The organism is Kineococcus rugosus, assembly GCF_050871975.1.
In the GTDB taxonomy this organism is placed as follows: domain Bacteria; phylum Actinomycetota; class Actinomycetes; order Actinomycetales; family Kineococcaceae; genus Kineococcus.
Window position 1 is genome coordinate 14,428 of record NZ_JBJLSJ010000036.1, and the last position, 13,061, is coordinate 27,488.

Genomic DNA, 13,061 nt, shown 5'->3' on the forward strand with positions numbered 1-13,061 from the left:
TCGAGGGTACGCCTGGTCAGGAGGCCCGTTCGAACCCGTTCGTCGCGGCGAAGACCGCACCGCAGTCCTGCACGGCCGCGGCCAGCCGCTCGGCGGGGACGGGGCGCGAGAAGTGGAACCCCTGCGCCCAGTCGCAGCCGGTGGCCTGCAGGGCGTGGACCTGGGAGGCCTGCTCGACGCCCTCGGCGACGACCCCGAGGCCGAAGCTGCGGGCCGCGCCCACCACCAGGCGCACGAGCTCGACGGTGCGGGGGTCGTCGGAGTCGACGAAGCTGCGGTCGATCTTCAGGACGTCGACGGGCACCCGCGACAGCTGCCCGAAGGACGTGTACCCGGTGCCGAAGTCGTCGATGGCGACGCGCACGCCGATGGCCCGCAGCTCCTCCAGGCGCGCCCAGGCGGCGTCGTCCTCGACCATGACGGTCTCGGTGATCTCCAGCGTGAGCCGGTCGGGGCGGGTGCCGGCGGCGGCGAGCGCGGTGCGCACGTCGTCGACCAGGCGCGGGGAGCGCAGGTGCCGGCCGGAGACGTTCACCGCGACGCGCAGCCCGGCGCAGGGGCCGCCGGCGGCGTCGAACTCGGCGAGCTGGCGCAGGGACGTGCGCAGCGCCCAGCGCCCGAGGTCGCAGATGAGGTCGGAGCCCTCGGCGACGGGGATGAACCGGCCGGGCGGGACGAGGCCCTCCCCGGGCTTCTGCCAGCGCACGAGGGCCTCGACGCTGCCCACCCGCCCGGTGTCCAGGGACGTCACGGGCTGGTAGTGCAGGACGAGCTCGTCGTGGGCCAGGGCGTGCCGCAGGCCCTCCTCGACGGCGGTCTGGGCGGCCAGCGCGGCGCGCAGGTCGTCGTCGTAGACCTCGACGCGGCCGCGGCCGGCCTGCTTGGCGCGGTAGGCGGCGGTGTGGGCCTCCTGCAGCAGCCGGTCGGCCTGCTCGCCGGGTTCGCCGGGACCGTCGCCGCCCGCTCCGGGGTGCTGGCCGCCGACGCGGCTGACGGCGATGCCGACGCTGGCGCCGACGAGGGCCCGGGACTCGGTGCCGCCGGGCAGCGCGATGGGCGCCGAGACGGTGTCGATGAGCGCCTGGCCGAGGTCGACCAGCCCCTTGTCGTCGAGGACGGGCTCGACGAGGACGACGAACTCGTCGCCGCCGAGCCGGGCGACGACGTCGACCGCGCGGACGCGGTCGCGCAGGCGCTGCGCGACGGCCTGCAGGACGGCGTCCCCGGCGACGTGGCCGAGGGAGTCGTTGACGGTCTTGAACTGGTCGAGGTCGACGAACAGCAGCCCGACGCGGTCGCCGGTGCGGTGGGTGCGGCGCAGGGCGCGGTCGACCTGGGTGAGGGCCTCGGCCCGGTTGGGCAGCGCGGTGAGGGCGTCGTGGGTGGCCTGGTGGGCCATCTCCTCCTGGAGCAGCTCGCGGTCGCGCAGGGCGCCGACGATCTGCTGGACGGAGGCGTGCACGACGCGGCCCAGCGGCCCGCCGACGGGGCGGCGCAGGATCTCGTCCTCCAGGTCGCCGTCGGCGACGGCCTGGGCCTGGGCCTGGACCGAGCGCAGGCTGGTGACGGCGGCGCCGAGCCCGCGGGCCACGACGCGGGCCTCCGGGGGTCCCTCGACCTCGACGTCGACGAGGTCGCCGCGGCTGATGGAGCCGGCGGCGTCGGCGAGGCGGGCCAGGGGCCCGGCGATGGACCGGCTGGTGTAGAGGGTCCCGCCGACGGACAGGACGAGCAGCAGGGCGGCGGCGCCGCCGTACCGCAGCAGTTCCCGCCGGGCCTGGGCGCGGTACGCCTCGGCGGTCCGGACGGCCTCCTCGGCGGCGACCTCGAGGACCTCGCGCAGCGCGTCGTCGCGGCCGACGACGGCGGTGCTGAGCTGGACGAGGACGTCGGAGCCGGGGACGGTCCGGTCGTCGTCGGCGGCGGCGGCCGCGAGGAGCTTGTCGATGCCCTGGGCGTCGACGTGGGTCATCGCGGTGATCCAGCCGGAGCGGATCGCGGGGTGGCGGGAGGCGACGAGGTCGTCGGAGGTGTTCTTGAACCCGGCCCAGCTGCGCAGGAACAGCGTCCGGGCGGGGCCCTCGGCGCCGGCGGGGGCGGACAGGTACCCCAGGTAGTAGGGCACCTCCTCCCCGGCGAGGGTGGTGGCGCGCGCGGCCAGGCGCAGGTCGGTGACGGCGGTCTGCAGGCCGGTGTCGCCGCTCTCGGCGGCGGCGGTGATCAGGTGCGCGTCGACGGCCTCGCTGAGCTGGGAGACGAGGAAGCGGTACTTGTCGAAGAGCTGGCGGTTGCTGGTCTCGCGGGCGCTGGCGGTCTCCCCGGCGCCCCAGGAGGCGCGGACGACGTCGAGCCGCTGGACGGCCTGCGCGACCTGGGGGCGGGCCAGGGGGTCGGCGGTGGCGGCGGCGACGGCGACGTCGGTGCGGGCGACGGCCCCGGCGTAGAGGGTGTGGAGGGTGATGGCGAGCCGGTTGCGCTCGCGCAGGCTGCCGCCCTCGGCGCTGAGCTCGAGGAGCTCGACGCTGGAGACCAGCGGGATGGCCTCCTCGGCGATGCGGGCCCGCAGGGTGTCGAGGGCGACCGCGGCGCGCAGCTGGCGGACGGCGTCCTCGGCGGCCTGCACGCGCTGGACGCGGTGGGTCACGAGGATGGAGGCGAAGGCGGCGAACCCGAGCAGGGGGACGAGCACGAGCACGAGCAGCCGGGTGCGCAGGCTGATCGTGCGTCGTTCTCGTCGCTCGGGGAGGTCGGCCACCTGGAGGGGATCGACCGTCGGCGCGCGGTTCCTGAGCGGGTGGTGCCCCCGGGGGCCGCCCGTCCCCCGTTCGGCGCAGCGCGGACCCGCCGGCGACCCCGTCGGGTGACCCTCTAGAACTCTGCGTGACCCCGTGGCGGTCGGGGTGCCGGGGGGTGGACGCCGTGACGCGCAGCCGTTTGTGCCGGGGCCGATCTGGCGGCACACTCATCGCACGGCTGGATTCTTCTAGAAGAATCGGTGATGGTCCCCAGCGCAGGAGGTGTGCCGTGCGGGAACGTCCGGACGAGCGGGACGCGGGACGGCCCGCCCTCGCCGGCGCCGTCGCGTCCTCCGCCGTCGCCCTGGCCGTGACCGACCTGCGCGGTCAGGTCCTGGAGGCCAACGACGCCTTCGCCCGGCTCCTGCACCTGCCCCCGGACCGGCTCACCGGCGCGAAGGTCGGCGACCTGCTGGCCGCCGGCCCCGGGCAGGAGGACGTCCTGGACCTCGACCGCGTCGTGGAGGAGCTGCTCGGCGGCACCCCCGTCGTCGTGACCGACCTGCTGGCCCGCCGCCCGGACGGGTCGGCCCTGCGGGGGCAGGCCCTGTGCTCGCTGGGTCACGGCACCGGGGACGCGGACCCCGGGCCGGTCCTGCTGCTCCAGGTCGTCGACGCCGACAGCACCGGCCGCCGCCGCCCCGCCGACCACGACGCCCTGACCCGCCTGCGCAGCCGGCACGCCGTGGTCGCCGACCTCACGACCCGGCTGCGGGAGCGGTCCGGGCTGCTGGGCGTCATCGCCTGCGACCTCGACCGGTTCCGCGTGGTCAACGAGAGCCTCGGGCACGCCGCCGGCGACGAGCTGCTCGTCGGGGTGGCCCGCCGCCTCCTGGCCGGGGTGCGCGGCGGGGACGTCGTGGCCCGCCTCGGCGACGACGAGTTCGTCGTGGTGCTCACCGGGCTCACCGACGTCGCCGAGGCCGTGGACGTCGCCCACCGGCTGACCCGCCACCTCGGGGCCCCCTTCGAGGTGGACGGCCCGCAGCGGCGGCGGGAGATCCGCTGCGCCGTCAGCACCGGCCTGGTCGTCGTGGACCTGGACGCCGCGGACCGCTCCTGCCCGGCCGCCGGTGGCCGCACCCCGCCCCCGCTGGACGCCGCGACCCTGCTGCGCGACGCCAACACCGCGCTCGACGCCGCCAAGGCCGCCGGCGGCGGGTGCTGCCGGGTCTTCACCGGCGCCATGCGCGAGCGCGCGGTCCACCGGCTCACCGTGGAGAACGACCTGCGCCGGGCGCTGGAGCGCGGTGAGCTGCGCGTCCACTACCAGCCGGTCGTCGACCTGCGCGACGGCCACCGCTCGGGGTTCGAGGCGCTGGTCCGCTGGGCCCACCCCCAGCGCGGGCTGCTGCTGCCGGGGCAGTTCCTCGACGTCGCCGAGGAGTGCGGGCTGCTGCCGGCCGTCGACGCCGTCGTCCTGGAGCAGGCGCTGGGCTTCCTGGCCCGCCACCCCGGCGTCCGGGTCGCGGTGAACACCTCCGCCCGCCGGCTGGACGGGACGTTCGCCGCGGACCTCGCCCACGGCCTGCGCCGGCGGGGGCTGGCCCCGGCCCGGCTGGCCGTGGAGCTGCTGGAGACGTCGCTGGCCTCCGGCGACCCGGTCGTGGAGCGGGAACTGCTCGACCTGGCCGACCTCGGCGTCGAGGTCCTGCTCGACGACTTCGGCACCGGGTACTCGGCGCTGTCCTACCTGCGCCGGCTGCCGGTGACGGGGCTGAAGCTGGACGCCTCGTTCGTCGCCGACCTGCCCGAGGACGACAGCTCCGACCGCATCGCGGCGGCGGTGGTGGGCCTGGCTGGCAGCTTCGGGCTGTCGTCGATCTGCGAGGGCGTGGAGACGGCCGCGCAGGCCGAGCACCTGGCCGCCCAGGGCTGGCAGTCGGCCCAGGGCTTCCACTTCGGCGTCCCGGCCCCCGAGGAGCGCTGGTTCCCGCGCGCCCCCTCCACCACCACCTCCTCCGCGACCTCCGCCACCCGCGTCTCCGCCTGACCCCCGCCGGGTGGACCGCCCCCCGGTCCGCTGCCACGATGGACGGGGTTCGGCAGCGCCGCGCGACCCGTGGGAGGTCCCCGTGAGCACGACCGTCCAGAACGAGGCCCCGGACGAGCTGAAGCGCGTCATCGGCCCCCGGCTCCTGCTGCTGTTCATCGTCGGCGACATCCTCGGCACCGGCGTCTACGCCCTCACCGGGCAGGTCGCCGGGGAGGTCGGGGGAGCGGCGTGGCTGCCGTTCCTCGTCGCGTTCGCCGTCGCCACCGTCACCGCGTTCTCCTACCTGGAACTGGTCACCAAGTACCCGCGGGCCGCGGGCGCCGCGCTGTACGTCCACAAGGCGTTCGGGATCCACTCCCTCACGTTCCTCGTGTGCTTCGTCGTCACGTGCTCGGGGATCACCTCGGCCTCGGCGGCCGCGCGGGCGTTCGCCGCGAACCTCGTCGAGGGCTTCGGGCTGGGCGTGGGGAACACCGGGGTCCTGCTGGTCGCGATGGCGTTCCTGCTGCTGGTCGCGGCGGTGAACCTGCGCGGGGTGAGCGAGAGCGTGAGGCTGAACGTCGTCCTGACGGTCGTGGAGCTCACGGGCCTGCTGACGGTCATCGGCCTGGGGGCGTGGGCGATCGCCGGCGGCGACGCCGACTTCTCCCGGGTCGTGGTGTTCGAGACCCAGGAGGGCAAGAGCGTCCTGCTGGCGGTGAGCACCGCCACGTCGCTGGCGTTCTTCGCGATGGTGGGTTTCGAGGACTCGGTGAACATGGCCGAGGAGACGAAGGACCCGAGCCGGATCTTCCCGCGGGCCCTGCTGACGGGGCTGGGCCTGACGGCCGTCGTGTACGTGCTGGTCTCGATCTGCGCCGTGGCCGTGGTGCCGGTGGGGGTGCTGCGGGAGAGCGAGACGCCGCTGGTGGAGGTCGCGCAGACGGCGGCGCCGGGTTTCCCGATGGCCGACCTGCTGCCGTTCATCTCGATGGTCGCGGTGGCGAACTCCGCGCTCATCAACATGCTGATGGCGAGCCGGCTGGTCTACGGGATGAGCCGGCACGGCGTCCTGCCGCCCTCGCTGGGGGCCGTGCACCCCGGGCGCCGCACCCCGTGGGCGGCGATCGGGCTGACGACGGCGATCGCGCTGGGGCTCGTCGGCTACGTCTCGCTCGCGCCGGGCTCCCCGGTGGTCGCGGTCCTGGGGGGCACCACGTCGTTGCTGCTGCTGACGGTGTTCTGCGTCGTGAACGTCGTGGTGCTGGTGCTGCGCCGCGACCACGTCGCGCACCGGCACTTCTCCGCCGGTCCGGTGCTGCCGGTCGTGGGGGCGGTCTCGTGCGCGTACCTGGTGCTGCCCTGGACCTCGGGCCGCGCGCTGGAGCAGTACCGGATCGCCGGGGTGCTGGTGGCGGTGGGCGTGGTGCTGTGGGTGGTGACGCACGTCTGGCAGCGCCGGTCGGTGCGGTCGGTGGACGTCCGCCGGGGCTGAGCGGTTCAGCCGGTGCCCGAGCCGGTCCCCACCGGCAGGAACCACGCGGCGGCGGCGACGACGAGGACCGTGCCCGCGACGAGCAGCACGACCTCCGCGGCGCGCGCGGGGCGGCGGCGCAGCAGGACGGCCGCGGTGGAGGCGGCGACCAGGGCGGCCCAGGCCAGCAGCGTCCAGCCCAGCAGGAGGGCCAGCACGGCGACGCCCTCCCCGGTGTCCGTCCGGGTCCAGGCGAACTCCCCGGCGGCGAGCACGACGACGGCGGCCCCGGCGAGGGCGAGGGTGGCGAGGGCTCCCAGCGGGCGCGTGGCCGGCACGCGCCGAGGCTACGGCCGCGCCCCCGCCGGGGCAACGGACGGGCGGGGCCCCGGTGTCAGCGGGGTCAGCGGCGTCCGCGGCGGGAGCCGGAGTAGGCCGGTTCCCGCAGCCGCCGCCACCCCGGCGTGACGGCGAGCCCGGGCACGGCGTGCTGCACGGGCTCGAACGTGAGGGGCTCGTCGTGCCGGTCCCCGGCGCGCAGGTGCAGCTCGGCGAAGGGCCGCCACGGGCCGCGGGGCGCGGCGACGGCCAGCAGGTACCGGCCGCCGACGTGCCGGGCGCCCACCAGCAGCCGGCCCGACGGGCTGCTGAAGGCGGCGATGCTGGAGTGCAGGCCGTGGCGGGCGTCCCGGCGCGGGAACGGCACCCGCCGGCCCAGCGTGGTGGACAGCAGCAGGTCCCACGGGTCGCCGTCGGGCGACTCGACCCGCAGCGCCAGCCCGAGCACGTCCGGCAGCGGGGCGGGCAGCCCGGTGGCGCGGGAGAACCGCACCAGGACGCGGTCCTCGCCCGGTTCGTCGACCCAGCGCACCCCCGTCCCCGGGTGCAGCCCATGCCGCCGCAGGGTCCCGGGCAGCACCGTGCCGCGGGGGTGCAGGGCCTTGGCCCCGCGGACGGCGGCGACGGTCCGGAACAGGCGGGAGATCACTCCCCGAGTCTGTTCCCGGGCCGGCGGTGGCGCACCTCACGACCGGTCCCGGGACGACCCCGCGGCGCCGGGGCGTTGCACCCGGTGATGGTCACCGCAGCCCTCCCCGGCACCGTTCTCTGGACCCCGCGCCACGTCCTCGTGACCGCTTCCGCGCAGGCCGAACCGCACGGCCGCGCGATCCTGGACCGCCTCGCCGCCGCCGGCGTCGAGGACGTCCGGCTGCTGACCGGCGACCGCCTGCCCCCGCTGCGCGAGGACACCGACCGCGCCACCTACGCGCGGGCGAAGCGGACCCTGGCCGTCGTCACCAGCGCCGCGTCCAAGCGCCGGCCCACGCCGATCCCGCCGAGCGCGGACTTCTCCTTCCCCCTGGCCGAGGGGTGCCCGGGCCACTGCCAGTACTGCTACCTGGCCGGGTCGCTGACCGGCCCGCCGATCACCCGCGTGTACGCCGACCTGCCGCGGGTCCTGGCCGGGCTCGACGAGGTCGTCGGGACGGGGTCGGTCACGTCGGGCACCGCGGCGCGCGGCCACGAGGGCACCACGTTCGAGGCGTCCTGCTACACCGACCCGCTGGCGCTGGAGCACGTCACGGGTTCGCTGGCGGCGACGATCACCCACTTCGGGACGCACCCCTGGCCGGGACCGGTGCAGTTGCGGCTGACGACGAAGTACGACGACGTCGACGGCCTGCTCGACCTGCCCCACCGCGGCCGCACCCGCGTGCGCGCGTCGGTGAACGTGGCCGGCGTGGAGCGGTTCGAGGGCGGGACCGCGCGGGTCGCGGCCCGGTTGCGCGCGCTGGGCCGGCTGGCCCGCGCCGGGTACCCCGTCGGCCTGACGATCGCCCCGATCATGCCCGTGGACGACTGGCGCACCGCGTACGGCGAACTCCTGGACGCGGCCGCCGCCGAGCTGCCCGCCGGTGCGGACCTGACGGTGGAGTGCATCACCCACCGGTTCACGCCGAAGAGCAAGGACGTCCAGCTCGGCTGGTACCCGGCGACGAAGCTGGACCTGGAGGAGTCGACCCGCAGCCGCAAGCACGGGAAGTTCGGCGCGGTGAAGTTCGTCTACGACAAGGACACGATGCGGGACCTGCGCGGCTGGTTCGAGGCGGCGGTCGCCGACCGGCTGCCCGCCGCGCGGTACCTCTACTGGACCTGACCGGTCGCCGCCGCGGCCAGGGCCCCGGTCCACCCGTCCGCACCCCAGGCGTCGGCGAGCACGGACGCGGTGACGGCGGCCAGGTCACCGGTGCGGTGCAGGACGGCGCGCTGGCGGGTGGCCGAGGTCCCCTCGGCCAGCAGCTTCCCGGTCAGGGCCGAGACCTCCTCGAACTCGCCGGCCGCCTCGAGGTCGTCCCGCAGTTCGGCCAGCAGTTCCCCGACCACCACCGCGGCCGGGGCGGCGTCCCCGGTGACGGGGTCCACCAGGTCCCCGGTCAGGCCCCACCGGGCCGCCCGCCAGCGCGCCGCGCGCAGCACCTCCGGGCGCAGCGGCGGCGGGGCGAGGCCGCGCTCGGCGCGGCCGGCCAGGACCCGGACCAGCGAGCGGCACAGCGCCGCGTGCAGGACGACGTCGTCGACGCGGGGGCACACGTCGGCCACGCGGAACTCCAGCGTCGGGTACCGCAGCGAGGGCCGGACGTCCCAGTACAGGTGCGAGGCGTCGTCGACCGCACCGGCGCGGCGCAGCTGCGCCACGACCCGGTGGAACCCGGCGGCGTCGCCCAGTTCCTCGGGAGCCCCCGTGATGGGCCACCGGGCGAACCACTGGGTGCGGAAGCTGTCGTACCCGGTGTCGGTGCCCTCGTGGAACGGTGAGCTGCCGGTCATCGCCAGCAGCACCGGCAGGTACGGCCGGACCCGGTCGGACACGGCCACGGCGACGTCCAGGGACGGGACCGCGACGTGGACGTGGCACCCGCAGATGACCTGCTGCAGCGCCAGGACGCCCCACCGCTCCAGCAGCCCCAGGTACCGCGGCCGGGCGGTCATGCGCTGCTGCTGCCAGCAGGCCGTCGGGTGCGTGGACGCGGGCAGCACCGTCGCGCCGAACCCGGCGGCGGCGGCGCGCGCCTCCGCCCGCCGGGTCCCGATCTCGGCCCGCAGCTCGCCCAGCGTCCGGCAGACACCGGTGGCGGTCTCCAGCTGCGTCGTCGCGATCTCGGCGCCGACGTGCGGCCCCAGCGAACCGTCCAGCGCGGCGGCGGTCAGCCGGGGCTCATCGCGCAGCTCCGTCGTCAGCGCGTCGACGACGTGGAACTCCTCCTCGACGCCGAGGGTCGCGCCCGCACCGCTCACGACCGCGCCAGCCCGGACCAGAACCGGGCCAGGGTGACGACGCCGGCGAGCAGCACGTCGACGTCGACGGACTCGTCGCTGTCGTGCCAGTTGTCCTCGGGCAGACCGGTGCCGAAGAACAGCAGCGGCAGGTCGAGGGTGCTCGCGATCAGCGCGGCGGGGGACCCGCCGGCGTTGCGCATCCGGCCCACCGGGCGGCCGAAACCCTCCTCCGCGGCTTCGTGCAGGACGTCCAGGGCCGGCAGCCCCGGTGGGGTCGCGTACGGTTCCTGGCCGCTCTCCTCCTTCACCTCCAGCCGGTACGCGACCCGGTCGTCGATCCGGTCCGCCACCCAGCGGCGCAGCTGGTCGGCCACCGCGGCGACGGTCTGCCCGGGCACGGTGCGGATGCTGAGGTCGGCCGTCGCGACGGCCGGGATCGCGCCCTGGGAGGGGCCGACGGGGTCCCCGGCGAGCAGTGCGGTGACCTCGGCGGCCGGGCGCAGGTAGAGCCGCTCGGGGACGGTCCAGCCCGCCTCGCCGCCGACGGAGCGCGTGCTGCTGCGTTCGAGCCAGTCGGCCTCGTCGTAGGGCAGGGCGGCCAGCGCGGCGCGGATCCCCTCGTCCGGTTCGACCACGTCGTCGTAGAACCCGGGCAGGGTGAGGCGGCCGTCCTCGTCGTGCAGGCCGCCGAGCAGCCGCGCGAGTTCGACGACGGGGTTCGGGGCCGGGCCCGAGACCGCACCGGAGTGCACGTCGCGGAACGGGCCGAGGACCTCCAGGGTGGCGCTGACCGAACCGCGGACGCCGGTGCACAGGGCGGGGGCGTCCTTCGCCCAGATCATGGTGTCGGACAGCACGATGAGGTCGGCCGCGAGGTCGTCGCGGTGCTCCTCGAGGAGATCGGCCAGGTGCGTCGAGCTCGCTTCCTCCTCCCCCTCGACCAGCACCGTCAGGTTCACGGCGGGCGCGTCCTGACCGGTCGCGGCGAGGTGGGCGCGGACGGCCCACACGTGCGCGAGGACCTGTCCCTTGGCGTCGGAGGCGCCCCGGCCCCACAGCTTCCCGTCGCGCAGCGCCGGTTCGAACGGCGGTGCCTGTTCCCAGTGGTCGTCCTTGGCGGGGCGGACGTCGTGGTGGCTGTAGACGAGGACCGTGGGCGCGCCGGGGGCGGCGTGCCAGCGGGCGAACACCGCGGGGGCGCCGTCGGTGCGCCAGACCTCGACCTCGGGGAAACCCGTCTCGCGCAGCACCCCGCTGAGCCAGTGCGCCGAGCGGATCATGTCGGGGGAGTTGTCGGGGTTCGCCGAGACCGAGCGGATGCGGACCCACCCGATCAGGTGCTCCAGCAGCTCGTCGCGGTGGGCGTCGACGTGGTCGCGGACGCGCTGGAGTTCTCCGGTCACGGGAGGGGCCTTCCGACGAGCGGTCGGCCGCACCGTTGGACCTGTCCCAGGACAGCACACGGGGGCCGGTCCGCAACCCGGTCGGGGTCCGCATGCCCCCCGCGGGGCGGGGTAGGTACCGGTCGTCACACCGGGCCGACGATCGGAGCAGCACCGTGGACCACTCCCGCACACCCGTCCTGGAGGCGATCGAGGCCTTCCACCGTCGCGGGGACGTGGTGTTCGGCCCACCCGGGCACCGGCAGGGGCTGGGCGTGGACCCGCGCGTCCTGGCCGTGCTGGGCGAGGGGCTGTTCGCGGCGGACATCCTGACCCTCAACGGCCTGGACGACCGGCGGGAGTCGCAGGGCGTGCTCAGCCAGGCGGAGGAGCTCATGGCCGACGCGGTCGGCGCGGACCGGGCGTTCTTCTCCACCTGCGGCAGTTCCCTGTCGGTCAAGTCCGCGATGATCTCCGTCGCGGGGCCGGGGGAGAAGCTGCTGGTCTCGCGCAACGCGCACAAGTCCGTCATCGCGGGCGTCATCATCTCCGGCATCGACCCGGTGTGGGTGCACCCGCACTTCGACGCCGACCGCCACCTGGCCCACCCGCCGGAGCCGGCGGACGTGCGGGCGGCGCTGGAGGCGAACCCCGACGCCAAGGGGATGCTGCTCATCTCGCCCACCGACTGGGGCACGTGCGCCGACATCGGCGGCGTCGCGGACGTCTGCCACGAGTTCGGGGTGCCGCTCATCGTCGACGAGGCGTGGGGGGCGCACCTGCCGTTCCACCCCGACCTGCCCGAGTGGGGGGTGAACGTCGGCGCGGACCTGGTGGTGACCAGCGTCCACAAGATGGGCGGCGCCATCGAGCAGAGCTCGGTGTTCCACCTCAGGGGCGACCGCGTCGACCCCGACGTCCTGTCGGCGCGCGAGGACCTGCTGGGCACGACGAGCTCCTCGCCGCTGGTGTACGCCAGCCTGGACGGCTGGCGGCGGCAGATGGTCGAGCAGGGGCGCGAGCTGCTCGGCGCGGCGCTGGAGCGGACCGCGCGGCTGCGCGCCGAGGTCGACGGCATCGAGGGCCTGGACCTGCTGGGGCGCGAGGTGGTCGGCACGGGCGGGGCGTTCGAGCTGGACCCGATGGCGCTGACGATCGACGTCCGGGCGCTGGGGATCAGCGGGTTCCAGGCCGCGGAGTGGTTGCGCGCGCAGTGCCACGTGGACGTCGGGTCGGCCGACACCTGCCGCATCGGGGCGCGCCTGAGCTACGCCGACGACCGGTCCCGGCTCGACCGGCTGCAGGAGTCCCTGCAGCGGCTCACGACCGCGCGGTTCGAGCGGCAGCCCCCGGTGGACCTGCCGAGCCCGGCCGGGCTGGAGCTGGAGAACGCGGTGCTGCCGCGGGACGCGTTCTTCGGCCCGGCCGAGCAGGTCCCGGTGGAGGAGGCCGTGGGCCGCGTCGCCGCCGAGGTCGTGAGCCCCTACCCGCCGGGGGTCCCGGTGCTCACCCCCGGCGAGGTCGTCAGCGCCGAGGCCGTGGACTACCTGCGTTCGGGCGTGGCGGCGGGGATGCTCGTCCCGGACGCCGCCGACGCCTCGGTGCGGACGTTGCGGGTGGTGGCGCGCTGAGCGTCAGAACACGCCGTTGAGCTCGATCTCCCGCTTGCGGGAGATCGAGCCGCCGATCAGGAAGAACACGCCGAGCAGCAGGTACAGCCAGTTGCTCTCGGCGTCGGTGGGCAGCACCGGGGCGGAGGACTGGTTGACGATCCCGATGCCGGCGAAGCCCATGCCGATGAGCACCAGGGCGTGCAGGACGACGTTCTTGTGGGCCTGGCGCACCGACCCGGCGAACGCGAGGACGGTGACCCCGTAGAAGGCGAGCAGCGCGGAGCTGACGATCGAGACGGTGAAGATCCCGAACAGCTGGGCCCCGCTGGTGAAGAAGCCCATCGCGTCGTAGTTCGTGGTGATCCCGGGGATCACGCCGCAGATCCCCAGGAAGGTGAGGAACGCGCCGGTGAACTGGGCGTGGCGGCGGACGGGGCCGCCGCGGGTCCGGGCGAGCTGCAGGGGGTTGGACTCGGCCTTCAGGGTGGTCTCGACGTCGTCGTCGCGACGGGGCTGGAGGGCTCGCTGGTCGGTCATCGGCGC

At 75.6% G+C, this 13,061-nt stretch carries 10 protein-coding genes; 4 read left to right on the forward strand and 6 right to left on the reverse strand.

The features are described 5' to 3' along the window. Nucleotides 1–16: 16 nt before the first annotated feature. Complete coding sequence (locus ACRYM6_RS18430) at nt 17–2,755, reverse strand: putative bifunctional diguanylate cyclase/phosphodiesterase (RefSeq protein ID WP_432544339.1); 2,739 nt, start codon at nt 2,753–2,755, stop codon at nt 17–19. Nucleotides 2,756–3,024: 269 nt separating this feature from the next. Between ACRYM6_RS18430 and ACRYM6_RS18435 the strand changes: the two genes are divergently transcribed. Together ACRYM6_RS18435 and ACRYM6_RS18440 are read left to right on the forward strand one after the other, a co-directional pair. Continuing rightward, nucleotides 3,025–4,788, forward strand: a complete 1,764-nt coding sequence (locus ACRYM6_RS18435; RefSeq protein WP_432544340.1) for a putative bifunctional diguanylate cyclase/phosphodiesterase — start codon at nt 3,025–3,027, stop codon at nt 4,786–4,788. A gap of 82 nt (nt 4,789–4,870) precedes the next feature. Then, on the forward strand, nt 4,871–6,265 hold the full coding sequence (locus tag ACRYM6_RS18440; RefSeq protein ID WP_432544341.1) for an APC family permease: 1,395 nt from the start codon (nt 4,871–4,873) through the stop codon (nt 6,263–6,265). 5 nt (nt 6,266–6,270) lie between these two features. Here the strand turns inward: ACRYM6_RS18440 and ACRYM6_RS18445 are convergent, their stop codons facing one another. Both ACRYM6_RS18445 and ACRYM6_RS18450 read right to left on the reverse strand, forming a co-directional pair. Then, entirely contained in the window at nt 6,271–6,582 is a 312-nt protein-coding gene (locus ACRYM6_RS18445; RefSeq protein ID WP_432544342.1) for a hypothetical protein, read from the reverse strand. 65 nt (nt 6,583–6,647) lie between these two features. Continuing rightward, the gene (locus ACRYM6_RS18450; RefSeq protein WP_432544343.1) at nt 6,648–7,232 is read right to left on the reverse strand and encodes a catalase family protein; all 585 of its coding nucleotides are present in this window, start codon (nt 7,230–7,232) and stop codon (nt 6,648–6,650) included. Nucleotides 7,233–7,319: 87 nt separating this feature from the next. Between ACRYM6_RS18450 and ACRYM6_RS18455 the strand changes: the two genes are divergently transcribed. Then, a complete protein-coding gene (locus ACRYM6_RS18455) occupies nt 7,320–8,402 on the forward strand; it encodes a spore photoproduct lyase family protein (RefSeq protein WP_432544344.1) in 1,083 nt (360 codons plus the stop codon). Here the strand turns inward: ACRYM6_RS18455 and ACRYM6_RS18460 are convergent. Both ACRYM6_RS18460 and ACRYM6_RS18465 read right to left on the reverse strand, forming a co-directional pair. Beyond that, entirely contained in the window at nt 8,390–9,541 is a 1,152-nt protein-coding gene (locus ACRYM6_RS18460) for a carboxylate-amine ligase (protein WP_432544345.1), read from the reverse strand. The two genes, ACRYM6_RS18455 and ACRYM6_RS18460, sit on opposite strands and share 13 nt — an antisense overlap. Then, nucleotides 9,538–10,926: a M20/M25/M40 family metallo-hydrolase gene (locus tag ACRYM6_RS18465; RefSeq protein WP_432544346.1), complete on the reverse strand. Its 1,389-nt coding sequence runs from the start codon at nt 10,924–10,926 to the stop codon at nt 9,538–9,540. Before ACRYM6_RS18465 ends, ACRYM6_RS18460 begins: the two co-directional genes overlap by 4 nt. Nucleotides 10,927–11,081: 155 nt before the next feature. On the opposite strand from ACRYM6_RS18465, the gene ACRYM6_RS18470 reads away from it, so the two are divergent. Continuing rightward, nucleotides 11,082–12,536, forward strand: a complete 1,455-nt coding sequence (locus tag ACRYM6_RS18470) for an aminotransferase class I/II-fold pyridoxal phosphate-dependent enzyme (protein ID WP_432544347.1) — start codon at nt 11,082–11,084, stop codon at nt 12,534–12,536. Nucleotides 12,537–12,539: 3 nt separating this feature from the next. Here the strand turns inward: ACRYM6_RS18470 and ACRYM6_RS18475 are convergent, their stop codons facing one another. After that, entirely contained in the window at nt 12,540–13,055 is a 516-nt protein-coding gene (locus tag ACRYM6_RS18475) for a DUF4383 domain-containing protein (protein WP_432544348.1), read from the reverse strand. Nucleotides 13,056–13,061: the final 6 nt, after the last annotated feature.